25 protein-coding genes are annotated in these 24,707 nt (G+C 67.2%); 15 read left to right on the top strand and 10 right to left on the bottom strand.

Going from position 1 to position 24,707, the window contains the following annotated elements:
• Positions 1-52 precede the first annotated feature (52 nt).
• Positions 53-991: an alpha/beta fold hydrolase gene (locus LH400_RS03620; protein WP_229151297.1), complete on the top strand. Its 939-nt coding sequence runs from the start codon at positions 53-55 to the stop codon at positions 989-991.
• A 147-nt stretch (positions 992-1,138) separates the two neighbouring features.
• Entirely contained in the window at positions 1,139-1,576 is a 438-nt protein-coding gene (locus LH400_RS03615) for an MgtC/SapB family protein (RefSeq protein WP_229151296.1), read from the top strand.
• Here LH400_RS03615 and LH400_RS03610 read toward each other — a convergent pair.
• From LH400_RS03610 to LH400_RS03600, 3 genes are all read right to left on the bottom strand, one after another.
• Positions 1,536-2,528 carry a COG3904 family protein gene (locus LH400_RS03610; protein WP_229151295.1) on the bottom strand — a complete coding sequence of 331 codons (993 nt, stop codon included), beginning with the start codon at positions 2,526-2,528 and terminating at the stop codon, positions 1,536-1,538. The two genes, LH400_RS03615 and LH400_RS03610, sit on opposite strands and share 41 nt — an antisense overlap.
• Positions 2,529-2,542: 14 nt before the next feature.
• On the bottom strand, positions 2,543-3,844 hold the full coding sequence (locus tag LH400_RS03605; RefSeq protein WP_229151294.1) for a hypothetical protein: 1,302 nt from the start codon (positions 3,842-3,844) through the stop codon (positions 2,543-2,545).
• Between the two features lie 656 nt (positions 3,845-4,500).
• Positions 4,501-5,706 (bottom strand): pyridoxal phosphate-dependent aminotransferase, encoded by a 1,206-nt coding sequence (locus LH400_RS03600; RefSeq protein ID WP_229151293.1) that lies wholly within the window; start codon positions 5,704-5,706, stop codon positions 4,501-4,503.
• 617 nt (positions 5,707-6,323) lie between these two features.
• Between LH400_RS03600 and LH400_RS03595 the strand changes: the two genes are divergently transcribed.
• Positions 6,324-6,941, top strand: a complete 618-nt coding sequence (locus LH400_RS03595; RefSeq protein ID WP_229151292.1) for a glutathione S-transferase family protein — start codon at positions 6,324-6,326, stop codon at positions 6,939-6,941.
• 67 nt (positions 6,942-7,008) lie between these two features.
• On the opposite strand, the gene LH400_RS03590 is transcribed toward LH400_RS03595, so the two are convergent.
• Complete coding sequence (locus LH400_RS03590; RefSeq protein WP_229151291.1) at positions 7,009-7,584, bottom strand: superoxide dismutase family protein; 576 nt, start codon at positions 7,582-7,584, stop codon at positions 7,009-7,011.
• Between the two features lie 40 nt (positions 7,585-7,624).
• On the opposite strand from LH400_RS03590, the gene LH400_RS03585 reads away from it, so the two are divergent.
• The 9 genes from LH400_RS03585 to LH400_RS03545 all read left to right on the top strand — a co-directional run bounded on the left by LH400_RS03585 (position 7,625) and on the right by LH400_RS03545 (position 13,314).
• Entirely contained in the window at positions 7,625-7,792 is a 168-nt protein-coding gene (locus LH400_RS03585) for a hypothetical protein (RefSeq protein ID WP_229151290.1), read from the top strand.
• Positions 7,792-8,310: a DUF1499 domain-containing protein gene (locus tag LH400_RS03580; RefSeq protein ID WP_229151289.1), complete on the top strand. Its 519-nt coding sequence runs from the start codon at positions 7,792-7,794 to the stop codon at positions 8,308-8,310. Before LH400_RS03585 ends, LH400_RS03580 begins: the two co-directional genes overlap by 1 nt.
• A 138-nt stretch (positions 8,311-8,448) precedes the next feature.
• On the top strand, positions 8,449-9,384 hold the full coding sequence (locus LH400_RS03575) for a DMT family transporter (RefSeq protein ID WP_229151450.1): 936 nt from the start codon (positions 8,449-8,451) through the stop codon (positions 9,382-9,384).
• Between the two features lie 75 nt (positions 9,385-9,459).
• Entirely contained in the window at positions 9,460-9,861 is a 402-nt protein-coding gene (locus LH400_RS03570; RefSeq protein WP_229151288.1) for an acyl-CoA thioesterase, read from the top strand.
• Positions 9,862-10,085: 224 nt separating this feature from the next.
• Complete coding sequence (locus tag LH400_RS03565) at positions 10,086-10,457, top strand: helix-turn-helix domain-containing protein (protein WP_229151287.1); 372 nt, start codon at positions 10,086-10,088, stop codon at positions 10,455-10,457.
• A 282-nt stretch (positions 10,458-10,739) separates the two neighbouring features.
• The gene (locus LH400_RS03560) at positions 10,740-11,465 is read left to right on the top strand and encodes a hypothetical protein (RefSeq protein WP_229151286.1); all 726 of its coding nucleotides are present in this window, start codon (positions 10,740-10,742) and stop codon (positions 11,463-11,465) included.
• Between the two features lie 52 nt (positions 11,466-11,517).
• Entirely contained in the window at positions 11,518-12,198 is a 681-nt protein-coding gene (locus LH400_RS03555) for a hypothetical protein (RefSeq protein WP_229151285.1), read from the top strand.
• A gap of 84 nt (positions 12,199-12,282) precedes the next feature.
• Positions 12,283-12,927: a hypothetical protein gene (locus tag LH400_RS03550; RefSeq protein WP_229151284.1), complete on the top strand. Its 645-nt coding sequence runs from the start codon at positions 12,283-12,285 to the stop codon at positions 12,925-12,927.
• A gap of 162 nt (positions 12,928-13,089) precedes the next feature.
• Positions 13,090-13,314 carry a YrhK family protein gene (locus LH400_RS03545; protein ID WP_229151283.1) on the top strand — a complete coding sequence of 75 codons (225 nt, stop codon included), beginning with the start codon at positions 13,090-13,092 and terminating at the stop codon, positions 13,312-13,314.
• Between the two features lie 29 nt (positions 13,315-13,343).
• On the opposite strand, the gene LH400_RS03540 is transcribed toward LH400_RS03545, so the two are convergent.
• The 3 genes from LH400_RS03540 to LH400_RS03530 form a co-directional block, all read right to left on the bottom strand.
• Positions 13,344-13,595: a SemiSWEET family sugar transporter gene (locus LH400_RS03540; RefSeq protein ID WP_229151282.1), complete on the bottom strand. Its 252-nt coding sequence runs from the start codon at positions 13,593-13,595 to the stop codon at positions 13,344-13,346.
• A gap of 178 nt (positions 13,596-13,773) precedes the next feature.
• The gene (locus tag LH400_RS03535; protein ID WP_229151281.1) at positions 13,774-14,550 is read right to left on the bottom strand and encodes a VOC family protein; all 777 of its coding nucleotides are present in this window, start codon (positions 14,548-14,550) and stop codon (positions 13,774-13,776) included.
• 89 nt (positions 14,551-14,639) lie between these two features.
• Entirely contained in the window at positions 14,640-15,371 is a 732-nt protein-coding gene (locus tag LH400_RS03530; RefSeq protein ID WP_229151280.1) for a DUF899 domain-containing protein, read from the bottom strand.
• A gap of 437 nt (positions 15,372-15,808) precedes the next feature.
• On the opposite strand from LH400_RS03530, the gene LH400_RS03525 reads away from it, so the two are divergent.
• Both LH400_RS03525 and LH400_RS03520 read left to right on the top strand, forming a co-directional pair.
• Positions 15,809-16,264 carry a MarR family winged helix-turn-helix transcriptional regulator gene (locus LH400_RS03525; protein WP_229151449.1) on the top strand — a complete coding sequence of 152 codons (456 nt, stop codon included), beginning with the start codon at positions 15,809-15,811 and terminating at the stop codon, positions 16,262-16,264.
• A gap of 232 nt (positions 16,265-16,496) precedes the next feature.
• Positions 16,497-17,432 carry a hypothetical protein gene (locus LH400_RS03520; RefSeq protein ID WP_229151279.1) on the top strand — a complete coding sequence of 312 codons (936 nt, stop codon included), beginning with the start codon at positions 16,497-16,499 and terminating at the stop codon, positions 17,430-17,432.
• Positions 17,433-17,447: 15 nt separating this feature from the next.
• Here the strand turns inward: LH400_RS03520 and LH400_RS03515 are convergent, their stop codons facing one another.
• The 3 genes from LH400_RS03515 to LH400_RS03505 form a co-directional block, all read right to left on the bottom strand.
• On the bottom strand, positions 17,448-18,383 hold the full coding sequence (locus tag LH400_RS03515; protein WP_229151278.1) for an extensin-like domain-containing protein: 936 nt from the start codon (positions 18,381-18,383) through the stop codon (positions 17,448-17,450).
• A gap of 731 nt (positions 18,384-19,114) precedes the next feature.
• Positions 19,115-19,651, bottom strand: a complete 537-nt coding sequence (locus tag LH400_RS03510) for a DUF1097 domain-containing protein (RefSeq protein WP_229151277.1) — start codon at positions 19,649-19,651, stop codon at positions 19,115-19,117.
• Between the two features lie 280 nt (positions 19,652-19,931).
• Positions 19,932-20,768, bottom strand: coding sequence for an adenylate/guanylate cyclase domain-containing protein (locus LH400_RS03505; RefSeq protein ID WP_229151276.1), 837 nt, complete (start codon positions 20,766-20,768; stop codon positions 19,932-19,934).
• A 220-nt stretch (positions 20,769-20,988) separates the two neighbouring features.
• Here LH400_RS03505 and uvrB point away from each other — a divergent pair, with 220 nt between their 5' ends.
• Positions 20,989-24,174 (top strand): excinuclease ABC subunit UvrB, encoded by a 3,186-nt coding sequence (uvrB, locus tag LH400_RS03500; RefSeq protein WP_229151275.1) that lies wholly within the window; start codon positions 20,989-20,991, stop codon positions 24,172-24,174.
• Positions 24,175-24,707 lie beyond the last annotated feature (533 nt).

Raw genomic sequence — 24,707 nt, 5'->3', positions numbered from 1 at the left:
TCGGATGCCGCGCGCCCTATAGTCGTCAGCCGGAACGGATGAGGAGCCGGGTGTGGCATTCGATCGCGAAGAGACTTTGGACAGCCGTACGGGTGCGGCGCTGCATCTCTATTCGCATCGCCCGGTCGGCGAGGCGGAGGGCATCGTCCTGATCTTCCACGGTCTCGCCGAGCATGCCGGCCGCTACGGCCGCTTCGCCGCCGAACTCGCCGCCCGCGGGTTCTGCGTCCTTGCGCACGATCATCGCGGCCACGGCTCGACGGTCGCGCCGGATGCGCCGTTTCGCCGCTTCGCCAAGGGCAGCGGAGTCGACAAGGTGCTGATGGACTGCCGCGCGGTCCATCTTCACGCGGTGGAGCGCTTCGGCGCGCTTCCGGTCGTGGTCTTCGGCCATTCCATGGGCGGGCTGATCGCGCTGAACTATGGCGAGCGACACGGCAGGGATTTCGCCGGCCTCGCGGTCTGGAACGCCGATTTCGAGACCGGCCTGGAGGAACGGGTCGGCCGCTTCGCGCTCAAGGCCGAGCGGGCGTTGAAGGGATCCGACGTCGCCAGCGCGATCGCCCGCCGCGCCACCTTCGACGCCTGGGGCCGGACGATCAACCCGCGCCGGACGATGTTCGACTGGCTGTCGCACGATCCGGCCGCAGTCGACGACTATCTTGCCGATCCGCTCTGTGGCTTCTCGCCGACCGTTTCGATGATGGAGGACATCCTGACCCTGATCTTCCAGGGCGGGTCCGCGGCCGGCCTGTCGATGCTGCCGCCGGACCTGCCGGTCCACCTTCTCGGGGGCACAGGAGATCCCGTCACGCGCTCCGGCGCCGCCATGCGCTGGCTCGAAGGGCGGCTGCGCCAGACCGGCCTCGACGACGTGACCCTCGCCCTCGTCGAGGGGGCGCGGCACGAGACGCTGCAGGAGACCGAGGCCTTCCGCAGCCAGGCGACGGCGAGCCTCCTGCCCTGGCTCGACCGGGTGGTTTCTGCTTAGAGCATAGGCCGAAGATGCAACGCATTGCTATTTCTTCGAAAGCGCGCGGCCTCGCGAAAGCCGGAGCAAGGCCGGCGGCCGTGCAGAGCAGTACCAACTGCCGTACTGAAGCGCGCGAGGCAAAAAATTGGAGACGATGAGGCGCAGATGTGGGAGTGGATCACGAGTTCCTCGATCTTTGCCGATTTCATCAGGCTGGCGACGGCGGCCGTGCTCACCGGCATCGTCGGCTACGAGCGCGAGCGGCACGACCATGCGGCGGGGCTGCGCACGCATATGCTGGTCGGGATCGGCGCCTGCCTGTTCACGATCCTGATGACGATCCTGATCGCCCGCTTCGACGACGTCTCTGCGGCCCGCGCCGATCCGGTGCGGATCGTCTCGGCGATCACCTCCGGCGTCGCGTTCCTCGCCGCCGGCGTCATCATCCAGGCGCGCGGCGAGGTGAAGGGGCTGACCACCGGCGCCTCGCTCTGGCTGACCGGCGCGGTCGGCCTCGGCTGCGGCCTCGGGGAATATGCGCTGTCCGCCGTGGCGGTCGCGATTACCCTTGTCGTTCTGCGTCTGGTGAAGGTTCTGGAATAGCCGGCGCGGCGCGCGCCGGGCCAGCGTCGGCGGAAGCCGGCTTCTCCGCCGTCTTCTCCGGCTTCGGTTCGAGCAGCCAGGCCGGAGCGATCGGGCCGATGAACGTCTCGTCGTCCGGAAACGGCCGCTCCATCCGGTATTTGGAAAGTTCCGCTTCGGTCAGGACGTAAAGCTGGTCGGCGGGCGTCTGCATCGCCTTGATCCAGACCACCGGATCGACGCCCATGTCGACGAGAAGGTTCTGGCAGCGGGCGGTGGTCGCCTGGATGTCGGCAATCGAGCGCTCGATGTCGTGCGGGAGCCCCGCGCCCGGATTCTCCACAGCATAGACCTGGTGGACGCCGATCCAGGCCCCCTCTCCCGCGCCACGCGTCACGCCGCCGGAAAGGACCAGCGGACAGGCCGAGGCGCAATAGCCGTCCGCCGGCACGCGCGTCGACAGATGCTGGGAGCGGATGTCGCGCGCCATCTCGATCGCGTCGTCGACGGATCCGCCCGGCGAATGCAGGACGACCGTGCGCACCGATCGGCCTTCGGACGTCGCCAGATATTCGCGGAAATGCTCGGCCGTGCCGATGTCGATCCGGCCGAGCGCGGTCAGCTCCCCGTCCGGTCCGGGGATGAAGCGCATGGAGGCGGCGAGCGCGTCGCCCTCGACCGGCCCGTCATAGCCCGGCAGCTTCGGCTCGCCGCGGTCGGGCGCGACCGGGATCGTATGCGGCAGGTAGGGACGGATCTGGTCGCCGGGCCGCGGCCGGGCGAGCGGCATCGGCTCGGTTCGCGTCAGCCGCGCCGCGTCGAGCGCGGCGGCCTCCATCTTCTGATAGTCGAGATAGACGATGCTGCCGGAGACGCCGACCAGCGCCAGGAAGATGCCGCGCAATACGGCCCCCTCGGGCAGCGCGTTGATGGCGCGCTCCAACCAGCCGGGCGATGCCTCCTCGCCGATCATGCCGGAACGACCCCCTATCGCACGACGGTCTTCGGGAAAGGCGTCGCGCCGCCCGGCTGATTGCGCTGGACGATGTCCTCGTCCTCCGACGTCGCCACCGCCTCCCGCGCGGATGCGCCGTCGTCGGCGTCGACCGCCCTCAGCTTGCGCTGGATCCTCAGCGCCCGCATCAACTCGGCGGCGCTCATGTCGCCGAGTTCGGCCTCCTCGCCGTCCTCGCGGCGGATGACGTCCTGGACGATGCAGAGGATGAAGATCAGGACCGCCGGCAAAAGGTCGATCGAGATCGCACCGGCCCAGGAGGGCAGGAAGTCGCGGGCGTAGCGGATCACCGCCTCCGGCGCCGAGAGCGGCGTGAAGCGCAAGGGTTCCACTACCGGCCGCGCCAGGATCTCGTCGGCCGCCTCGGCCAGCGCCTTGCTCTGTGCGGCGACGGCGCCCTCGATCGTATTGACGACGCGGCTCTGCCTCGTCCTCAGATCCTCGTCGCCCCCGTCGGCGATCGGCGCGATGAAGGTGCGGCCGAGATCTTCCGCGGCACGCCGCACCGCCGGCGCGACCGAAGTCTGCTGCAGCGCGGTGATCAGGCCCGACAGTTCGACCGCCTGTTCGGAATAGGCGTTGGCGCGGTCCGCGACCGGCCCTTGCGAAGTGACCAGCTGGCGCATCGCCGACAGCCGCCGGCCGCCTTCGTCGAACAGCGTCTTGACCTTGTCGCGCGAGGCCTCGATCTCGCCCTGCAGGCCGGCGAGCTGGTTGCCCATCTGCCGGAGCAGCTGCACCACGGTGCCGGAGCCCGACGTGCCGGTGAGCGCGCCCGACTGCGCCTCCTGGTCGGCGAGGCGCGAGAAGCGCTGCGAGGCGAGCTGGATGTCCGGCAACAGGCTCTGCGCGGCGAGCGCGTTCTCATGCGCCTCGTTCAACTTCTGCTCATAGGCCTCCGTCGTCACCGAAAGATGCTGCTCCAGAGCCGCCGACCCGGCGAGCGCGGAGGCGTTCAGCCAGGACGACATGGCGACGATCATCGCCGCGCCGATCAGCATGGCGAGGTAGAGCATGCCGCGGCTGCCCGGCTGGCGCACATGCGGCATGAAGCGCATGAGGTAGGACCAGAAGGCGTAGATCGCGACGGAGACCGCCGAGGAATAGACGAGCGCGCCGAGGAAGACGGTGGTCGCCGTCCCGTCGAGAAGGTCGCGCACGCCGAGATAGGTGTAGACGCCGCTGGCGAGCGCGAGGACCGCGAGCGTCACCCGCGTCGTCGTGTCGAGGCGGGTCAGTTGTCCGCGCAACGTATAGGACTGCGAAGCGCTCATCGGCGGCGACCTCTCTCTCTCGCAGGCCCGGCACGCGGCCTTTGGCGGGGAGCCTTAAGCAGACATTAAGGCTTTCGGGAGATCGGCGTAAGGTCTTGCCGGCGGCAAACCGCCGCCCGCGCGCTGCGACCGGGCGAAAGGGTTAATCGCGCGAGCCGGGAGCGCTGGAGCGGCGGCCGGCCCGGATCCAGAGATCGCAAGTCGCGGAGAGCTCCGCATGTTCCGCATAGCTCACCAGCAATTTGATAGAGGAATTCTATTGCCTGGTTGGAAGAGGCTTTCGATCCCCTTGGAATTCCTTGGGGTCGATCGAAAAAAGCTATTCCGTCAGCGCATAGCTGCCATGTGAGATCCGCGATTGTTCCGTCCCAAACAATCGCTATTTTCTCAACTAGTCGGACTGATCAATACCTCCTCCCATTGATCTCCGGCTGTTTCCTCCCAAGGGTTTGCTTTTTCGAAAGCCCCTTTAATTTCAGCCGGGTTCGCAAGAGCCCGGCTTTTTTCTTGCGCAAAGATCCCTGCGAGACCGCCGCGCTTCCCGGACCCGCCCCTGCCCGCGCGAGCCCGCCTGCCGCCAGCCCCTGTTAAACGCCGGCGGGCGGCCCCGTTTGGGACCGCCCGCTATCGAGAGCGCTACGGTGCGAGTCGACCGGTCAGTCGTTCAGGCTGCCGCAGAAGCGCTGGATCCGCGAGCAGGCTTCTTCGAGCTGGGCTTCGGACGTCGCATAGGAAATGCGGAAGTTCGGGCCGAGGCCGAAGGCCGAGCCGTGGACGACGGCGACGCCCTCGGCCTCGAGCAGCTCGGTGACGAAATCCTGGTCCGTCTCGATCTTCTTGCCCGACGGCGCGGTCTTGCCGATCAGCCCCTTGCAGGACGGATAGACGTAGAAGGCCCCCTCCGGCGACGGGCACTCGATGCCGCGCGCCTGGTTCAGCATGCCGACGACGAGATCGCGCCGCCCCTGGAAGATCTCGCGATTCTTCGAGATGAAGTCCTGCGGCCCATTCAGCGCTTCCACCGCCGCCCATTGCGCGATCGAGCAGGCGCCGGAGGTCTGCTGGCCCTGGATCATGTCCATCGCCTTGATCAGCTCGATCGGCCCGGCCCCGTAGCCGATCCGCCAGCCGGTCATCGCATAGGCCTTGGAGACGCCGTTCATCGTCAGCGTGCGCTCGTAGAGGCCAGGCTCGACCTGCGCCGGCGTCGTGAAGACGAAGTCGCCATAGACGAGATGCTCATACATGTCGTCGGTCAGTACCCAGACATGCGGATGGCGCATCAGGACCTCGGCGAGCGCCTTCAGCTCCGTCTTCGTATAGGCCGCGCCCGACGGGTTCGACGGCGAGTTGAACAGGAACCACTTGGTCTTCGGCGTGATCGCCGCCTCCAGCGCTTCCGGCGTCAGCTTGAAATTGTCGGCGATCTTGGTTTCGACGAAGACCGAGGTGCCGTTGCAGATCGCCACCATCTCCGGATAGCTCACCCAGTACGGCGCGGGGATGATCACCTCGTCGCCGGGGTTCAGCGTCGCCATGAAGGCGTTGAACAGGATCTGCTTGCCGCCGGTGCCGACGATCGTCTGTTCCGGCTTGTAGTCGAGGCCGTTCTCGCGCTTGAACTTCGCGGCGATCGCCTGGCGCAGCTCGGGAATGCCGGAGACCGGCGTGTACTTCGTCTCGCCGCGCCGGATCGCGTCGATCGCGGCGTTCTTGATGTTGTCGGGCGTATCGAAATCGGGCTCGCCCGCGCCGAGCCCGATGACGTCGCGGCCTTTCGCCTTCAGTTCGCGCGCCTTCTGGCTGACGGCGATGGTGGCGGACGGTTTCACGCGGTCGAGGGCGTCGGCAAGGAATGCCATGGGAATAAACTCCGAAATCCTGGGCTGGTCGGTTCGGACGTCCCGTCACAAACCGGCGGGGACGGTAGTCTCCTCCTTGCCGCAGCGCAAGACGCGAGTTCGCAGCCGAATCCGGATATGGCACCGCGCTGCGCGACCGACGGGCGGCGGCGGCCGACCGCCCCGCCCTTGCCCAAATGCACGCAAGAAATACGGACGAAACGTCGAAGACATTCCGGCGGAACGGTGGGTGGTTAGGGTCTTCTCACCGGACCGAAACCGGACCGGAGTTTCCGGCTGCGGCGTCAAACGCCCCAAGGCGCCGCAGCCGCCTCTTCGCGCCGGCCCATCGCGCGCCGCCGTCCTGCTACGCAGGCAGCGGGCCGAAGGGCCGGCGTCTTCTCTGCGTCGTGGATGCATTCCGCTCGGCACTGCGTCCTCCGGGCGTCTCAGCCGAATGACCCGCAGCGGGCGCTGCCCCCCTGTTTCCAGGCGCCTCTCGACGGACGCGTTCGAGCAGCCCGTCTCCCCCGCCGATGGCCCGCATCCATGGACGGCGTCGATCACTTGCCCAACGCAAATGAATTGGATCGATCGTGCCCCACGGGGCATGGTGGCGCCCGAACAAGGAGACCGCGATGATCACCCTCTACGGCATGACCGACAGCGGCAATTGCTACAAGCCGCGCCTCCTGATGGCGCTCACCGGCCGTCCGTTCCGCCATGTCGAGGTGTCGGCGCATGACGGCACGACGCGCAGCGCCGAATGGCTGGCGAAGAACCCGAACGGCCAGGTGCCGCTGATGGAGCTGGAGGACGGCCGCCTCCTTCCCGAATCCGACGCCATGCTCTGCTATCTCGGCGCCGGCACGGTCTTCGACCGATCCGAGCCCTTCGAGCGGGCGGCCATGCTGCGCTGGATGTTCTTCGAACAGAACAGTCACGAAGGAGCGGTCGCGGTGCGCCGCGCGCTCACCGTCTATCCCTCGCGCCGCGCCGCGGCGACGCCGGAACGCATGGCCCTGACGCTCGCAAGCGGCACCAGCGCGCTGACCGTGATGGACACCCATCTCGGCCGCGAACCGTTCTTCGGCGGAAACACGCCGAGCCTCGCCGACATCGCGCTCTATCCCTACACCGCGACGGCGGAAGAAGGCGGCTTCGACCTTGAGCCTCTCGGCAAGCTGCGCGCCTGGCTCATGCGGATCGAGTCCCTGCCCGGCTTTCGGCCGAAGACCTGGCTGCCGGAGACTTAACCCGAGCCGGCCGTCCCGAGTTCGCGGGCGGCCGCGCCGAATGCCCGAAAGAGCCTTCGCGCTGAGGCTATTTCGGCGGGTAGATCACGCCGCAGGCGACACGGCCGCCGGCCGCCCCGGAGGGCTGCGAGTGATAGTCGTCCGCCCCTGCATGGACGACCAGTGCCGAGCCGTCGGCATCGTTGAGCGGGGCGCCGCTGCCCGACATGACGCTGTTCGCGTCGCCGGCGGCGAGACCCAGGTCGGACTGGAAGACCGTGAAATCCGCCTTGCCGTTCGCCGCGGTCACGTTCGGCATGTCGCCGGCATGCGGCCCTTTTTCGACGAGGTAGCCGTGGTCGGAACTTGCCGGATTGAAATGGCCGCCGGCCGAGGAGAAATCGCCCTCGCAGCGGCCGGTCTCGTGGATGTGGAAGGCGTGCGTTCCATCGGCGAGGCCCGTGAGCTGTGCCTCGAGGAGCAGGCCGTGCGGCGTCGGGACGATCGAGACCGTCCCGCGGTCGGAGCCGTCCGGTCCCGTCATGGTCACGTTCACCGGATCCGGCAGGCTCGCGGCATTGGCCCCGATTCCCGGAAGGGCGGCGCCTGCAAGAAGGAAGGCGGTCGTTAGGGCGGTCGTGGCGATCGTCTTCATCTGTTCCATGTTCCTGTCTCGAGAGGGAGAGGCCCTGCGCCGGACGAAGATGAAGCCGGCGCGCTCCGGCGGTCGGATTGATCCGCTGCGGCAGGCGATCATCGCCTGCCTGGAGCCCGGCGTCCACACCTCCTATCGCGACGTCGAACGGCCGGACGATCGATCGGCCGCAAGGATCGAGGCAATGGCCGCCGATCGCCGCCGAACGGAACCCTGATGAAACTCGTCACGCGTATCGCCGCCGCTCTCGGCCTTGCCGCACTCCTCGCGACGGTCGGGCTCTTCGCCATCGGGCGGGACCGGGTCTGGAAGATGATCGCCGGACCTGCCGACCAGGGGCCGGCCGACTTCGCGAACCTCGAACGCCGGGCGTCGGGCAATGATGCCCTCGCCTGCTCGCCGGGCGCCTGCGGGCCGCTGAAGCCGGACGTGATCCTGCCGGTCGTGAAGGCGGCACCGCCCGAAATCCTTAGGAGTCTCGACCGCATCCTTCTCGCCGAGCCCGGCGCCGAGCGCGTCGACGGCGGCAAGCGCCCGGGCTATCGTCGCTATGTCGTGCGCACCAGGATCCTGCGCTTTCCCGATACCGTCGACGCGGAAGCGGTCGCGACCATGGGCGGCACCGCGCTCAAGATCTATTCGCGCTCGCTCCTCGGCCGGGGCGATTTCGGCGCCAACCGCCGCCGGCTGGAAGCGATCGCAGAACGGCTGGAGGCGGGGACGACGAAGCCCTGACCTTCCCGGAGACATGAGCGGCCGTCGGCGCCGCTGCCGGCTCTGGTCAGGACGAGCGTGGCTCTGCTAGGAGGCGGGCCGCTGAATGCCCCCCGCATTGCATCCCTTCCGTCGGTCTTTCTTTCCGCGAGTTCCGCCCTGTCCCGTCTTCGCGCCAATTGTCTGTTGCTCCTTGCCGGAGCCGTCTGGGGGATGGGCTTCGTCGCCCAGTCGACGGCGATGGATGCCGTCGGCCCGTGGACCTACACCGCCGCCAAGTTCGCGCTTGCGGCGCTGACGCTCCTGCCCTTTGCCCTGTGGGAGAGCCGGCGCGTCTCGGTCCGGATCCCCACATGGACCTGGGGCGGCTTTGCCCTGGTCGGCGCGGCGCTGTTTCTCGCGGCGATCACCCAACAGATCGGCCTCCTCGAGACCACCGTCACCAATTCCGGCTTCCTCACCGGTCTTTACGTCGTCCTGACCCCGGTTCTTGCGCTCGTCCTGTTGAGGAGCCACCCGCACTGGATCGTCTGGCCGGCGGCGCTCGCCGCCTTCGCCGGCATCGTGCTTCTCGGCGGCGGCAGCCTGTCGGCGCTCGGTCCCGGCGATCTCTGGACGATCGTCTCCGCCGTCTTCTGGTCCGTGCAGATCCTCCTGATCGGGATCTTCGCCAGCCGCGGCGGCCGGCCCTACACGCTCTCGCTTGCACAGTTCACCGTGACCGCCGTCCTCGCCGCGGTCGGGGCGGGGATCATGGAAACGCCGGACCTTGCCGCGATGACAGCAGCCTGGCCCGAGATCGTCTATGGCGGCGTCTTCTCCTCGGGCCTCGCCTTCACGCTCCAGATCCTCGGCCAGCGCCACACAACGGCGGCGCAGGCCTCGATCTTTCTGTCCTCCGAAGCGCTGTTTGCCGCCCTGTTCGGCGCGCTTCTCCTCGGCGAGCGCATCCCCTCGATCGGCTTCCTCGGCTGCGGCCTGATCTTCGCCGCAATGCTCGCCGTGGAACTCGTGCCGGTCATCGCTCGCAGGGGCGACCGGCGGCATGACCGACGGCAGCTCGACGACGGGCAGGCTTCGACGCCGTCCGGGTGACCGGCGCCGGAACCGCTGCCAAATCCCCCGCGCATTTGCTAAGGCTCGACGCGATCACCACTGCGGAGACGAGCGATGGACGAGAGCGACGAACAGCCGAGGGGCGAACTGACGGTGCGCATTCCGGCGATGCCCGCCGACGCCAATGCCAATGGCGACATCTTCGGCGGCTGGGTGATGTCGCAGATGGACCTCGCCGCCGGCATCCGCGCCTCGGAGCGCGCCAGAGGCCGGGTCGCGACGGTCGCCGTCAACGCGCTGACCTTCAAGCGTCCGGTGAAGATCGGCGACACGCTCTGCGTCTACTCGACGATCGAGAAGGTCGGGCGCACCTCGATCACGCTCGCCATCGAAGCCTGGTCCAAGGGCCGCGCCAAGCACGATCGCACCAAGGTCACCGAGGCGACCTTCGTCATGGTGGCGATCGACGATGACGGCCGCCCGGCCGCCGTTCCGCCGGAAACGATCGAGGGCTGAGCGCCGCGTTCCCCGCCCCGCCACCGGCCGGAGCCATCGCCTACAACCGCGCAACCGGCACCGCGTTCGCCGCGTTTTCGGCGAAGAAGCCATTCCGCTTCATCCCATCGACGCCGGCCGAATGCCGCCTGGAGATGGATCCTGCGAACCCCGTTTCCGCAATACAACCGAATAGCGCTAGGTTGAGGGGATGGGACTGCGATGGGACGGTAGCGTGTAGCCCGATGGAGGAGGATCCAGCAGACCGGAATGCGCGAGCCGACCGCCTGCGGACAGCGCTACGCAAGCGGGGAATCTCGAAACTCTACGCCCTGGCTGCCGACCTCAACGTCGACCAGAGCACTGTCAGCCGGTGGACGACGGGCGGCCGCATGTCGCTCGACCATTCGGTCGCCCTCGCGCTGCACCTGAACCTGTCGCTCGACTGGCTCATCCTCGGCCGCGGCCAGATGGAGATCGACGCGCGATCCGACGATCCCGCGGCGGCCCATCCGGATCGCGTCAGGCAGCTGACGCCGATCCTCGCCGAACTCCCTGCCGAGATCCTGGAACCGTTGGCAGCCTTGGCGCAAGCCTTGCACGCCACCCGGACCTGATCGCGCCGGCGCACGGCGGCGCGTCGCGCCGCTCGATCGCTTCCCACGATCCCGCCCCGGATCCGGGCGCGGCCTCTCCCTATGCGCATCCGGCGCGACCGGCACCATGCATCACGCGCATTTTTCAACCGTGAGCCTGCACGCAGCGCAAATAATTCTCATTGCTCCGATGCACACCACAAGGTAGTAATTGCTCAATAGTCACACGCATTGCGATTGATGCCGAGCATCGTCCGGAAAGCGCGTCGACTAGACGTCCCCTTTCGGCAATGGAGTGTAGAAATGACGACTTTCACGATCGATTTCGACTTCAATTCGGCGGATCAGAACAAGGTGCTCTCCGCCCTGCAGCAGGGAAACTACAATCTCATCGGCTTCAAGGGCGCGATGGGGCCGAGCCAGATCGCGGCGGGCGTTCCCGCCTGGTTCGTGGTGCCGTTCGGAAACATGTTCGGCCAGACGCAGATCCAGTACGAGCCGCAGTACAAGGTCTACATCTTCAACAGCGCCCAGATCGCCGCGCAGACGACGATCACGATGCAGAGCCTGTCCAACCCGATGGGTCTCAGCTCGGCGGTGACCTTCACCTCCACCGGCCAGTTCGCCACCGGCGGCGTCGACGGCGTTCCGGCCGACAGCATCGGCGTCCTCAACGACCGGCCAGCTTCGACCCCGGCCGTCACCGTCGGTCTCGCCGGCCTCGTCACGACCCCGACGGGGCAGCAATACCTGCCGTTCTGCGCCTTCACGCTGCCGCCGCAGAACTCCATCATCATGAAGCCGCTGGAACAGGTGCTCCTCGTCGCCGCGCAGCTCAATCTGACGTCCGGCAACGTGCAGGCGAACCTCTCGGCGCCGGGCTGCAAATTCGCCTTCGACGCCACCAACCAGGACTATCCGCTGATCATCAAGCCGGGGACTTTCGAGATCACCGGGGCTCCCGGCAAGGCGCCCACCATTCCGGTCGGCTCCGGATCGAGCGTCGCTCTGATCAACCAGCCGCTCTAGGCGGGCGGGCACCGCGGGTGGAGCCGCATCGCCACTTCGCAGAGGCGTGGCGATGAAGGTCAGCATCGATAAGGCAGGCCTGTCCTACCTTCAGGCCCAGCGGCTGGCGGTCGCCATCGCCAGGCCGCAACCTTCGCCGGAGGTCGGTTCCGCCCTCGTCTTCAGCCTTCCGGCGCTCGACATCATCGGCGGCGACTTCACCGTCGCCCCGACACCCGACGTCCAGGCGATGGCGGCGAGCCCCACCTACGGCAATTGGCAGCGGGTGCCGCTGCAGTTGACGTCGCGCGTCTTTTCCCGTGCCGACGTCTCCGGCCCCGGCATCGTCTGCTCGTTCGACGGGACCACCATCACGGCAACGACACAGGACGCCATCGCGGGCGAGCTCCTGATCTCGAACGACAGCCCGACCAGCAATCTGACCTTCGGCCTCGTCGAGACGTTCACGAACAGCGCGGACAACCAGAATACCGCGGCCCCGTCGCTGGTCAGGCCGCTCGATGCGGACATGCGATGGGACCTGTCGCTCCCCTCGGCGGCATGGGTCTTCACGCTTTCGGACGACCAGGCGGTCGGGACGATCGTCCCGCCGCAGCTCTACCGGCCGAAGCTGATGGCCATGGCAAGAAGGGCCGTCAGCACCGTCGCGGGTCGAGCGCTCAGCGTCGATCTTTCCGACCCCGCGCTCGCCATCGCCTACGACATGAAGACCCATGCCTTTGTCCTTGCGTGACCGCCCGGCGCCTCGGCCGGGCGGAGATCTTTCAACCAGGCCGGGCTCTTCGCCTCAAGAGCCGCCGGCACAGGAGAACCGACGATGCGCGTCCAACCGTTCCTGACGACGATCCTCCAGGCCTACCAGGACAATCCCCGCTATATCGACCTCGACAAGGCGTCCTATTTCGCCTCGACCGTGCAGCTGCGTGGCGGCTGGGAGGTCTGGCTGCAGCTCGAGATCGCCTCGGTGTTCATGCAGGCCTCGCAAGGCTCCCAGACCTGCGACCGCGAATATCCCTATCCGGCCCAGGGCGGCGGATATCTCGCCTATAACGCCGCGAACGGGGCCGTGACGGTCGTGCCCAATGCCAATGCGGCGTCACGGTGCGACTTCTTCCTCCACCGCACCGCCGGCATGGCCGACGACACCTATCTGGAACTGAAGTGCATCCTGGCGGCCGGGCCCGATCCGCTGAACAATGCCTGGAACCGCTTTCACGCCGACGTCGCCAAGCAACAGGCCCTCCAAAACGCCAATGGCGGGCTGAACTGCATCTCGCTTCTGGCGACCTTCGGCACCTTCACCGATCCGCAGGTGAAAGGCCCCAGCCCCAGTCTCGGATATTTCTGGAGCGGCGGGCGGACCGCCTATGTGATCGACCTCGCCAACCTCGCGGTCACTACTCTCGCGAATGTCGCGACCGGGGGCGCGGCGCGCTTCTTTCTGGTCGGAGTCTCGGTCTGACGCGGCGAGGAGAAGCGCCCCGACGAAGGGATCGGCCGGCCGGGACCGGGCGGGCACCACCCTTGACCCTCGCCTCGGCTTCACTGTAGCCGGAAGGCCTTCGGCCTTGGGGCGCCGCGTCCCCGGGTCTCCTGCCGGTTCCGTCCGCAAGTTGAGACTATCATGCTGCAAGCCCTCGTCCGCGACTATTCCTGGATCCATCTGGGACTCGGACTGATCGGCAATTTCTGCTTCGTGGTCGGCTCGGTGCTGTTCTTCAAGACCTTCGATGCCTGGTACACGACCGGCGTCTGGCTGTTCGTCATCGGCTCGATCGGCATGTTCGTCGGCTCGCTCGGCGAACTCGCCAAGTCGCTCTACGAACGCCGGGAAAAGCGGGAGAGCTGACGGGGGGCGGTCTCGCCCGCCCTGCTCGCTCAGTGGTAGCGCAGCTTGAAGCCGACGATCACCAGCACGAAGACCAGCGTCACCGCATTGGCGCCGATCACCGGCATCGAGCCGATCGCCAGCCCGTAGATCAGCCAGAGCGCGACCCCGCTCGCGAAGAAGGCGTTGCTGGCCAGCGAGATGCCGGCGGTCTGGCGGGTCCGCGCCAGTTGCAGGATCTGCGGCAACCAGCAGAAGGAGGTGATGGCGGCGGCGAGCGCGCCGATCCATTCGAGCGACATGAGGAGCAAGTCCGAAAGATGAGCCGGGGCGACCGGCGCCCGCTCCTCCCGATGCGTCGCTGCTCGCCCGGCGCTCTCTACGCCATCTTCGCAGCCGCGAAAAGTGGCCCCGCCGCGATTGCGCCCACGGCCGCAATCCCGGCGCAAGCTGGCCGGTCACCGGCCGCTCGCACCGCCGTCAGCGCTGGGCTGCGACCAGCGCGAAGAACGCTCCCACCGGATCGAGACACTGCACGATCCAGCTGCCGCCCGGCACCTCGTGCGGCCCGTTGACGACCGTGCCGCCGGCCTTCGTCACGCGGGCGAGCGCGGCGTCGATCGCCTCGACCTGGAAATAGTAGCCCCAATAGGGCATGGGCAGCGAAGCCGGCTTCGTCATCATGCCGCCGATCGCCGGACCGCCGCTCCTCGGCGCGAAGGTCTGGTAGATCCCCATCGCCCCCATGTCGACGGCCTCGGCCTTCTGCCAGCCGAACTGTTCCGCATAGAAGGCGAAGGCGGTCTCGAGGTCGCCGGCCATCAGCTCGCGCCAGCCGGCATGGCCGATCGTGCCTTGGGGCGGCGGCCCGTCGCCGTTCCCGCCCGGCTCGAACAGCGCGAGCACCGCGCCATGCGGATCGGCGACGATGGCGAAGCGCCCGACGCCGGGAATGTCCGCCGGCGCGCGGTGGACCCTGCCGCCCTTCTCCGCAAAGCTCCCCGCCGACGCGTCGACGTCCTCGACCGCCACATAGCCGATCCAGCCGCGGCGCGCGCCGGCGGCAAGCATGTCGTCGCCGAGCGTCATCATCCCGCCGGCATCCCGCCCGCCCGCCGAAAACAGCGTGTAGGTCATGCCGGACATGCCGGAGTCGCGCGCCTGCCAGCCGACCACCTCGCCATAGAAGGCGCTCGCCCTGCCCGCGTCCGTCGTCATCAGCTCGTACCAGACGAACCGTCCATGCCATTCGCTCATGCCATCGTCCTCCTGACGAATTCCCATTCCTGCGAGATCCCGGCGGCCGGCCAGCGGGGCCGGCGCCCGGCCGATCCCGCCAGCCTGCGTCAGCCGGCCACGGCGAAGGCCTTCGCCTGCGGCTCGTATTCATCGTGGCGGCGCACGAAATCCATGGTGCCGGACTCGTTGCGGCCGAGCGGCGCCCGGTCGAGGATCATCAGCGTGCCGATCAGTTCCTCCGGCCCGCGCGCATAGCTCGAATAGGTGTGGAAGACCGAACCGTCCGGGTCGCGGTAGAAGGCGCTGAGGCCCGGAAGCTCGGAGACCTCCTTCTCCGCAAGCCCCTCGGCGTAATTGTAGCCGGCGATTCCGGCGACGATGTCCGCGGCATCGAAGGACACGCCGAAATCGCGGTTGAACGGCGTGCCATGCGAGGAGACCCAGGGAAACCGCCAGCCCATCCGCGCCTTGTAGCATTCGATCTCGGGGAGCGGCGCCCGCGATACCGCGACCAGCGTCACGTCGTGATGGTTGAGATGGACGAGCGCGCCGTCCAGATGGTCGGCCAGGAAGGAACAGCCGGGGCAGCCCGCCGCCCAGCCCGTGCCGAGCATGAAGTGATAGACGATCAGCTGGCTGCGCCCGTCGAACAGCTCGGCGAGGCGCCGCTCGCCTGCTTCCGTGTCGAAGCGATAGTCCGCCTCGACCCTCATCCATGGCAGGGCCAGGCGTTCCGCATTGACCGCGTCGCGCATATGCGTCGCGGCCTTCTCCCGCGCCAGAAGCGCCCGCCGCGCACGCATCCATTCCGTCCGCGAAACCACCCGATGATCCGGCATGTCGACCTCCCGTATCCGGCCGCGATTTGCCGGCCGTGCAAAAGATTGATATCAACATTCTTCGATGGAGTCAAAGTCGTCGCCCGCTACACGCCGCTCCGGGTGGCCGGCATGCCGAGATCGGGACCGACGCCATGACGAGCGCCCGCCGGAGCCGGACCGGCGGCGGCAACCGGGCCGGCGAAGACCAGGCGATCGACCCGCTGCGGCGAGCCGGGGCTTGCCTTTCGAAGATCATGCGGAGAGGACGTTCACGCGCCGCCCGCTCCACCCGGCGGTCGCAAGAAGCAGAAAAAGTGCCGATGACGACCAGAGACAGCGACAGACGCCGCAACCGCCCTGCCGCCGGAGCCGCCGGGACAGGCGCCCCGGCCCGCCGGAACCGGCCGACCGAGCAGGCGGAATCGCCGCGCCCGGCGCCTTCGGACGCGGCGGACATCGCGGCGCCCGACGCCGCCCCGCCGGTTCCCTATGCGACGACGCTGTTCGTGCGCGACCATTGCCTCTGTCTGCACGTCCAGCGCGCCGCGCGCGCGCTCGCCCGCCGGTTCGACGCGGCGCTGAAACCCTTCGGCCTGACCAACGGCCAGTTCTCGCTGCTGATGTCGCTCAACCGTCCGCAGCCCGCGCCCTTCGGCCCGGTCGCCGACCTCCTCGCCATGGACCGCACGACGCTGACGGCGGCACTGAAGCCGCTGGAGCGCCAGGGCCTCCTTACCATCTCCGTCGACCCCAGGGACCGCCGCTCGCGGCTCCTGTCGCTCACGCCCGAAGGCCGCCAGCGCCTCGCCGCAGCCCTGCCCGCCTGGCGTGAAACCCATGCGGCGATCGACGCGGAACACCCGGACGTCGACCCCGACCGCCTGCGAGCCGATCTGAAGGCGCTGGGTTAGCGCGCCGCCGAAATCCGTGCGCTTCCCCTCGATACTTGAGGTCCCGGATAGTAACGCTCTGCGAAAGATGCGGACAGGAAAAGACGGCAAAACACGTCCTTGAGGCAGATAGCCCCCTTGTATCATCTGGCGGAGTTTTTCGAGTGATCGTGTGAAATTGGCATTGACGAAGTGGAGTTTAAGCTGCGGAATATCGTACTTAAATCAAAGTGATCTTAGGATTCTTGCTTCCATGTCTTTCCGTGACCGGTATCAATACGCCGCACCTTGGATAGTGTCGGCCGTGGGCGTAGCGTTTTTTGCGGCGGTATCATACTGGATATTCTACTCAAAGGGCTATCAAGCCTCCAACGAATACCATGCCGCTCAAAGCGCCGCCCGCGATGAATCAGAGAAAAATAAAGAAGAATGCCTTTCCAAACAAAATATCAAGGAAGCGGTTGAGTGTAGCTTCAGATCTCGCAACGCTACTATGGAGGATCAACGCGCCGTTGGCAATTTGAACACGCAACGGGAGCTTTCGGATTGGGCCGAGGGTACATTGTGGGCCACATGGATCATCGGCACCGCGACGGTCTTTGTCGCAGCTCCTGGCGCTTGGTGGGTGAAAGAAACCTTGGTCGAGACGCGCAAAGCAGTGATTGCGGCTCAAGACGCAGTTGTAGTAAATCGTGAAATTGGAGAATTGCAGGTTCGCGGCTACCTTCAGCCTACCGAGACCGACATCCGAATTGTTGAACAGCCGGACGGATCACGAATAGTCCACGATTTCTGGGTCACGTGGTCGAATACAGGTGCATCTCCAGTTAGAAAGTGTGCCTTTGATACCGCTGTCGTCGTTGCAAATCGGGATGTGGAAATCGATATAATTGATTCATTCGAGGGAAAATTAGAAAATCTTGCAAAAGGAAACTTCTGGATTTCCCCCAACAAGGCAGTAACCGTAAAGCATCTTGGCAATCTTGCAGCTGATCAAACCATATCCAAATCACTTATCCGAGCGGAGAGAGTTGCTTACGTATATGCATTTGCTGTATATGAAGATATATTCAGAAAAACACACCGAATAGGCATTTGCCTCAGAGCGGAGGCGGCCAATGGCAAGGAAGGAGTCAAGTTCTTTTACAAGGCTCACAATCGGTATAACGACGAATACGAAGAAATCTAAAACAAGGTCCCGCCACTACCGGCACACCACCCGTCGGCGCGGGCGGATGTCGAGATGCAGGTGGTTGCGGTGGTCCCAGTTGTAGCCGGGGCCGAGGACGGTGCCGAAATAGCGGCAGCCGGCCGTGCGGATCGCGCGCTGGAAGCGCTTTTCGCCGAAGGAGAACATGCCCTTCTTCTCGACCACGAAGCGGCGGCCGTCGGCGAAGACGAAACCGCGCAGGTCGAGCGCGCTGCCGCTCGCATGCTGCGAGATCCGGTTGGTACCGGCGACGCGCGAGCAGCGATAGGAGGAGCTGGCGAGAAGCGTCGAAGGCCGTGTCCCGAGCGCCGAAAGGGCCGCGGGCTTGACCGCCCCCTCCACCCATTGCGACAGGCGCGCGGCCGCCGGGCAGTTCAGCACCGCCGCCGGCGAGATCTTCACGTCGCCGGCAAGCGCCAGCACCTTCACCGGATGGGCGATGCCGCAGCTGCGGCCCCTTTGGACCGGCGCCACCTCGGCAAAGCGGACGCCGAGCCGGTGGAGCGCCGCCCGGCACTGCGCTTCGGCCCGCGGCAGCGCCTGATAGCCGCCGGGCGTCTCGCCCTCCAGCGCGCCGCGGCCGGGTAGCTGCGTGCCGTGAGCGACCCCGGCCATCGGCTCCAGCGAGGCGACGCGGCTGCCACGATCCTCCGGCGCGTCCGCCTCCGCCAGATCGTGGTCCCGCGCTCCGGGCGTGATATCCTTCAGCCCTGCCCAGGGATCGTCCTCGGCATCTTCCGGCAGATCTTCGCCGATCGCGACGGTGGTGGTTCCGAAGACGTAAGGCGCGACGAGCGGCGCTGGTGCCGCGGCAAGGGATCGGGCGAGACCGCCGCCGGCCCCTGCCCCGTCGTCCGCCTCGTCCGTCTCGGGCCTGTCCGTCCCGTCAGGGGCGGCAAGGTTCGCGAAACCTGGCGATGTCGTACGCATACCGGGGCCGGTTCCCGCCAAACCGCCGGCGGCCGGACCAAGTTCGATCGGTGCCCCGGTTCCCTGCCGCGGCCGGCGGCGTCCGAGGATATCGTCCTCCAGCGACCAGCCGGTCGTGGCGGCCGATGCCGGCTGCTGCGGCGCGCGGGGCGCGCTGCCGGCGGCCTCGCGAGATCGGCCGGGCATTGACGCCGGTTCCGACCATGATGACGAGGACGCGTTTCCGGCGGCCGCATCCGGAAGGACGCTCCGCCGGATGGGCTGGGGCGCATAGGCCGCGGCTGGGGCCGACTGCGCAGCCCGGTCCGCCGGGTCAGGAACGCTCGGCACATAGCCCTCGCCCGGCTGCGGAAGGCGCCCGCCCCAGACGAGCGAGCCCCCGGCCGGAGCGGACATGTCGGCCTGAAAGCCCTGTGCGGCCGCCGGGCTGTGAACACTCGCCGCCGCGATCCATGCGACGGCGAGTACACAGAACTGCCGGGCGCCTCGACGCAATACCATGCTGGCCCCTCGTTTTCCGCGACGCGAGCGGACCCCGGAACCCTAGCCAAGCCTGGTAACCGAACCGTCAACCGGCCGAAGGCCGGCGAGTACCCGGCCGGCGCGTCACACCAGGAGGCACTGGAAATGCCCCCTGGTCCGGATCCCGATTGTCGCAAGCCTTCGGCCTGGCGGCGGAAATCGGGATCACGTTCAGCCGGCGGATGCGTCAGCATCCTCGCCTGCTGGTATCAGACCGTTGCGGCGGTCGGCGTCGGGCGCTTGCTGATGGCGACGCCGATGACCTCCGACAGGTAGCCGAGCACCGAGCCGATCACCATCGATGCGACGATGTTGATCAGCGGGTTGTCGACGATGTTCCCGGCATAGAGCGTCCCGAGCTTGCCCGCGAGCAGCGCATAGCCGGCGACGCAGGCGAAGCCGTAGACGCTCGACGGGATCGAGCCGAACAGCGGCAGGTTGGCCGCCATCACCATGGCCGCCGCGCCGATCCCGACGCAGATCCCGGCCGCGACCGGCACGCCGAGCCCGCCGGCGAGGCTGGTCGTGCCGACCAGCGCCAGCCAGCCGACGACGGCGCCGAGGATATGAGCGGGGATGTTGGCGCGCAGCGCCGCCATCTTGCCGCCGGAGTGGTAGAAGGCGGCCCAGGCGACGAAGGCCGCCCAGATCTGCAGGCCGACGCCGGCCGCCGGCCCCACGAAGGCCCAGGTTGCGACGCCCCCGAGGACGCCGATCGACAATGCGAGTGCAGTCAGTAGTGGCATGTCATTCCTCCCAGTTTGGCCCACCATCAGCATGCCATGACCGGACGAACGCCCACCGTTCTCGTCGGGTGAATACTCGCGTATTCGGTGAAATTCTATCACATGGATGTGACGCGACAAGTCGCTTCGGTAGGAAATTGGTGAATAATGCCGCATTGCCTATAGGGAAGAGGAGGCTTCCCGTGCGCGATGATCCGCAAATACCGCTGCCAACCGCGCGGTCGGGTCAGTCAACCCAGGAGTTGCACCCAGCCGATGGAAGGGCCGGCTCGAGGCTGCATCACCCGGTCGACCGGCGACGGTCGCGGCGCGTGTCGCCGAGCAGAATGTGGAGCCCCAGGAACAGGATGAACGGCAGCGAGGGCCAGTAGAACCATAGATTCGACAGCCCCGAGGTGATCAGGTTCAGGACGAAGAAGGCGCCGATCATCGCCACGCTGGCACGGACGCGCCGGGGCTGGCTCATCAGCCAGGCCCGGGCCTGATCGAGGCCGTTCTCGTGCGGCGGCAATGCGTCGTCCCTGTGCTCCGGCAGCGGCCCTGCCGCTTCCTGCTGCGGCGGGGACGCAGCGGTCCCGACCGCATCGCTGTTCTGACCCCGCGGGCGGATCGCATAGGCCGTCTTCGGCTCGGCGATGTTGTGCAGGCGCAGCGGCCCGACCGGCACGACGCTCAGCGCCAGATGACCGTGCACCTGTTCGTAGACCACCTGCGACAGGAGGATACCGCCCACCGGCGCCAGTTCCTGCAGCCGGGCGGCGACATTGACGCCGTCCCCGTAGATGTCGTCGCCCTCGACCATGAGGTCGCCGATATTGATGCCGATGCGAAACGCCATGGTTTCGAGATCGGACCGCGACGCATTCTGCGCCGCCATCGCGTCCTGGATCGCCACGGCACATCTTACGGCTTCGGTCGCGCTCGAAACCTCGAAGATCAGCGCATCGCCCCAGGAGTTGACGAGGCGTCCGTCGTGACTGGCGACGAGTTCGACCATCAGCGCGCGGCAGGTTCTCAGCCGGGCGAGCGTGCCCTCTTCGTCGACCTCCATCAGCCGGGAATATCCGGCCACGTCGGCGCAGATCACTGCGGTCAACCGTCGCTTCGCCTGCTTCATGGCGCCGTTCCCGTCTCCGTGCCTCCTGCAAAGGAATGGGCAAGCGCGACCGCGATTGCAATGGGCCGGGTTCTTCTCCCGCCGCGTCCGGCGGGCGGTGGAGGGGGCGGGGCGATGCAAGGCGGTGTTCCGCCGCTGCCGTCCGCGACCGGTGGAAACGAGCCCGCGGCAGAGCAGCGGCACCTTCCATCCCCTTGCCGCGGTCTCTATATGTTCCGCCATGGCTCCCCCGAAGAAATCCCGCCGCAGTCCGATCACCGACTTCTCCGACGCCTCCGAGCCGATCCGGCCCGACGGGCGCGGGCCCGGCAGCGGGTTCGAGGAGGCGCCGCAGGCCGCGTTCGACGCATCCGAGGCGTTTTCCGGCCCGGTCTCCGGCTGGGCCGACGAGATCGCCCGCGCCGCCGAGACCACGGCCGAGAGAGCCGCCGACGCCGGCGGCGAGCCAGCCGCCGGCGACGCCGGCAGGCCGACCCGGACGCGCAAGTCGCTGGCCGGCGTCAACGACAGGGTCCGGCCCGGCAAGTCCGCCCGCGGCACCTCCATGGGCGGCACGTCCGATCCGAAGCAGCGCGCCGCCGCGGGGCTCAACCCGGTCGCCGGCCTCGACATCAGCCTGGAGGATGCCAAGGGCCTGCCCGAGGGCGGCGTCACCGCCACCGTCGAGGCGCTGACCAAGCTGATCTCCGAGGGCAACCCGCTGATCAAGAACGGCGAGGTCTGGCTGCCGCACCGCCCCGCCCGGCCGGACAAGTCGGAAGGCGGCGTCGCCTTCGAGATCGCCTCCGACTACACCCCGCAGGGCGACCAGCCGACCGCGATCCGCGACCTCGTCGCCGGCATATCCGACCACGACCAGACCCAGGTCCTGCTCGGCGTCACCGGCTCCGGCAAGACCTTCACCGTTGCCAACGTCATCGAGCAGACGCAACGCCCGGCGCTGATCCTCGCGCCGAACAAGACGCTGGCCGCCCAGCTCTACGGGGAGTTCAAGAACTTCTTCCCGAACAACGCCGTCGAATATTTCGTCTCCTATTACGACTACTACCAGCCCGAGGCCTACGTCCCGCGCTCAGACACCTATATCGAGAAGGAATCCTCGATCAACGAGCAGATCGACCGGATGCGCCATGCCGCCACCCGTGCCCTGCTCGAGCGCGACGACGTCATCATCGTCGCCTCCGTCTCCTGCATCTACGGTATCGGCTCGGTCGAGACCTATACGGCGATGACCTTCCAGATGGCGGTCGGCGACCGGCTCGACCAGCGCCAGCTCCTCGCCGACCTCGTCGCCCAGCAGTACAAGCGCCGCGACATGGATTTCCAGCGCGGCTCCTTCCGCGTTAGAGGCGACACGATCGAGATCTTCCCCGCCCACCTCGAAGACCGCGCCTGGCGCATCTCGCTCTTCGGCGACGAGATCGAGGCGATCCAGGAGTTCGACCCGCTTTCCGGCCAGAAGACCGACGACCTGAAGTCGGTCAAGATCTACGCCAATTCGCACTACGTCACGCCGCGCCCGACCCTGCAGCAGGCGGTCAAATCGATCAAGGAGGAGCTGAAGCACCGCCTCGCCGAGCTCGAAAAGGCCGGCCGCCTGCTCGAGGCCCAGCGGCTCGAACAGCGCACCCGCTTCGACATCGAGATGATCGAGGCCACTGGTTCTTGTGCGGGCATCGAGAACTATTCGCGCTATCTCACCGGCCGCCAGCCCGGCCACCCGCCGCCGACCCTGTTCGAATACCTGCCCGACAACGCCCTCGTCTTCATCGACGAGAGTCACGTCACCGTGCCGCAGATCGGCGCCATGTATCGCGGCGACTTCCGCCGCAAGGCGACGCTCGCCGAATACGGCTTCCGCCTGCCCTCCTGCATGGACAACCGCCCGCTTCGCTTCGAGGAGTGGAACGCGATGCGCCCGCAGACGGTCGCGGTCTCCGCCACGCCCGGCTCCTGGGAGCTGGAGGAGGCCGGCGGCGTCTTCGCCGAGCAGGTGATCCGCCCGACCGGCCTCACCGATCCCCCGGTCGAGATCCGCCCGGCCCGCTCCCAGGTCGACGACCTCCTCGGCGAGATCCGCGAGACCGTCGCCCAGGGCTACCGCGTGCTGTGCACCGTGCTCACCAAGCGCATGGCCGAGGACCTCACCGAATATCTCCACGAGCAGGGCATCCGCGTGCGCTACATGCACTCGGACATCGACACGCTGGAGCGCATCGAGATCATCCGCGATCTCCGCCTCGGCGCCTTCGACGTGCTGGTCGGCATCAACCTCCTGCGCGAGGGCCTCGACATCCCCGAATGCGGCCTCGTCACCATTCTCGACGCCGACAAGGAAGGGTTCCTGCGCTCCGAGACCTCGCTGATCCAGACCATCGGCCGCGCCGCGCGCAATGTCGACGGCAAGGTCATCCTCTATGCCGACCAGGTCACCGGCTCGATGGAGCGCGCCATCGCCGAGACCAACCGGCGCCGCGAGAAGCAGGAGGCGTTCAACGCCGAGAACGGCATCACGCCTGCCTCGGTGAAGGCGAAGATCGCCGACATCCTCGACAGCTATTACGAGAAGGACCACGTCCGCGTCGACGTGAAGGGCCTGGCCGACGCCGGCGCCCTCGTCGGCAACAATCTGCGCGCCCATCTGGAGGCGCTCGAAAAGCAGATGCGCGACGCCGCCGCCGATCTCGACTTCGAGACCGCCGCGCGCCTGCGCGACGAGATCAAGCGGCTGCAGGCCAAGGAGCTGGAGTTCGGCCCCGCCGATGGCGGCGGCAAGGGCGGCAAGGGCGCCCGCTCCGCCGTCGACGAGGCCGACCCGCTCACCGGCGCCGCCGAGCTCGAGGAGGAGATGATCTCCCCGGTCACCGGCAAGTCGAAATACGGCAAGAAGGCCAAGCGCGACCGCCAGTCCGCCGAGCCCACCCGCTTCGGCCCGCGCGGCGAGCCGCTGAAGGAACGCGGCACCGGCGACGGCGCCGCCCCCGCCTCGCTGTTCCGCAAGCCGTCCCTCGACGACATGGGCCCCGGCACCGACACGGCGGTGCCGAGCCGACCCTCCCTCTTCCGCAAGAACACGCTCGACGAAATGACCGTCGGCCGCACCGAAAAGCCCACCGGCAAGACCCCGCCGAAAAAGCCGGCGCCGTCATCGAGCCAGCCGATCTCCCCCCCTGCGGGGGAGATGTCCGGCAGGACAGAGGGGGGCGCGAAGGGCGCGGCGTCAAATGACTCGTCTTCTCCCCGGGGGGGAGAAGGTCCCGGCAGGGGGATGAGGGGACCCGAGCGCAGCGAGGCCGACTCCCCCGCCCCGATCCGCCGCGAACGCGTCGGCCGCGGCTCCTACGAGGACCCCGGCGACCAGAAGCGCAAGCGCCGGCCCAGCAAGACCGGGCGTCCGGGGCGGTGACCGACCGGCCGGATGGCGAGCCCGCACCGAAAGCGGGTCGCCATCCCTGAGGATCGCTCGGCTGGTGGGTCGCCGGCGTCGTCGCGGCCCTCCTCGCCCTCGCCGCCGCGTCCGTGATTCGCATGCGGCCGTCTTTGACTCGCTCCGCGACGAACGAAAGCTCGACTTCGTAGGCGTTTAGATCGGTATTATAAGCAGTACCGGCGCAAGGTTGATGTAGCGCTGGAGCAAACGCTCGTGCCGCGTTACTCCATTAAATTCGCAACCCCAACGATTACAACCCGCAATTTGCCGAAATTATCGGATTCTGAAACCGGCAAACCGCACAGGGACCCACCTACCAAGGCTGACAATCACCTGAGTACTGCAGCAACATATAAATCTTCAGACCTTCATCTAACTGCCTAGCCAGATGAATTAACAGTTTTTCGGAATCAACTACGACCGCCTTATTCAGATAAGCATTGCCGCCTTGTAATTACCCACCCCCTTGCCAACGGGGCCGATCGCTGAATCCATGTGCGGATGGATCG

The organism is Jiella soli (assembly GCF_020615385.1).
Lineage (GTDB): Bacteria > Pseudomonadota > Alphaproteobacteria > Rhizobiales > Rhizobiaceae > VKMB-3413.
This window is presented reverse-complemented; position numbering and strand designations above follow the sequence as displayed.

What these genes read in the sequence shown, in the direction of transcription:
- LH400_RS03615 (WP_229151296.1), top strand. Translation starts at nt 1,139, where the DNA reads ATGTGGGAGTGGATCACGAGTTCCTCGATCTTTGCCGATTTCATCAGG.
- LH400_RS03610 (WP_229151295.1), bottom strand. Translation starts at nt 2,528, where the DNA reads ATGATCGGCGAGGAGGCATCGCCCGGCTGGTTGGAGCGCGCCATCAAC.
- LH400_RS03605 (WP_229151294.1), bottom strand. Translation starts at nt 3,844, where the DNA reads ATGAGCGCTTCGCAGTCCTATACGTTGCGCGGACAACTGACCCGCCTC.
- LH400_RS03600 (WP_229151293.1), bottom strand. Translation starts at nt 5,706, where the DNA reads ATGGCATTCCTTGCCGACGCCCTCGACCGCGTGAAACCGTCCGCCACC.
- LH400_RS03595 (WP_229151292.1), top strand. Translation starts at nt 6,324, where the DNA reads ATGATCACCCTCTACGGCATGACCGACAGCGGCAATTGCTACAAGCCG.
- LH400_RS03590 (WP_229151291.1), bottom strand. Translation starts at nt 7,584, where the DNA reads ATGGAACAGATGAAGACGATCGCCACGACCGCCCTAACGACCGCCTTC.
- LH400_RS03585 (WP_229151290.1), top strand. Translation starts at nt 7,625, where the DNA reads ATGAAGCCGGCGCGCTCCGGCGGTCGGATTGATCCGCTGCGGCAGGCG.
- LH400_RS03580 (WP_229151289.1), top strand. Translation starts at nt 7,792, where the DNA reads ATGAAACTCGTCACGCGTATCGCCGCCGCTCTCGGCCTTGCCGCACTC.
- LH400_RS03570 (WP_229151288.1), top strand. Translation starts at nt 9,460, where the DNA reads ATGGACGAGAGCGACGAACAGCCGAGGGGCGAACTGACGGTGCGCATT.
- LH400_RS03565 (WP_229151287.1), top strand. Translation starts at nt 10,086, where the DNA reads ATGGAGGAGGATCCAGCAGACCGGAATGCGCGAGCCGACCGCCTGCGG.
- LH400_RS03560 (WP_229151286.1), top strand. Translation starts at nt 10,740, where the DNA reads ATGACGACTTTCACGATCGATTTCGACTTCAATTCGGCGGATCAGAAC.
- LH400_RS03555 (WP_229151285.1), top strand. Translation starts at nt 11,518, where the DNA reads ATGAAGGTCAGCATCGATAAGGCAGGCCTGTCCTACCTTCAGGCCCAG.
- LH400_RS03550 (WP_229151284.1), top strand. Translation starts at nt 12,283, where the DNA reads ATGCGCGTCCAACCGTTCCTGACGACGATCCTCCAGGCCTACCAGGAC.
- LH400_RS03545 (WP_229151283.1), top strand. Translation starts at nt 13,090, where the DNA reads ATGCTGCAAGCCCTCGTCCGCGACTATTCCTGGATCCATCTGGGACTC.
- LH400_RS03540 (WP_229151282.1), bottom strand. Translation starts at nt 13,595, where the DNA reads ATGTCGCTCGAATGGATCGGCGCGCTCGCCGCCGCCATCACCTCCTTC.
- LH400_RS03535 (WP_229151281.1), bottom strand. Translation starts at nt 14,550, where the DNA reads ATGAGCGAATGGCATGGACGGTTCGTCTGGTACGAGCTGATGACGACG.
- LH400_RS03530 (WP_229151280.1), bottom strand. Translation starts at nt 15,371, where the DNA reads ATGCCGGATCATCGGGTGGTTTCGCGGACGGAATGGATGCGTGCGCGG.
- LH400_RS03520 (WP_229151279.1), top strand. Translation starts at nt 16,497, where the DNA reads ATGTCTTTCCGTGACCGGTATCAATACGCCGCACCTTGGATAGTGTCG.
- LH400_RS03515 (WP_229151278.1), bottom strand. Translation starts at nt 18,383, where the DNA reads ATGCGTACGACATCGCCAGGTTTCGCGAACCTTGCCGCCCCTGACGGG.
- LH400_RS03510 (WP_229151277.1), bottom strand. Translation starts at nt 19,651, where the DNA reads ATGCCACTACTGACTGCACTCGCATTGTCGATCGGCGTCCTCGGGGGC.
- LH400_RS03505 (WP_229151276.1), bottom strand. Translation starts at nt 20,768, where the DNA reads ATGAAGCAGGCGAAGCGACGGTTGACCGCAGTGATCTGCGCCGACGTG.
- uvrB (WP_229151275.1), top strand. Translation starts at nt 20,989, where the DNA reads ATGGCTCCCCCGAAGAAATCCCGCCGCAGTCCGATCACCGACTTCTCC.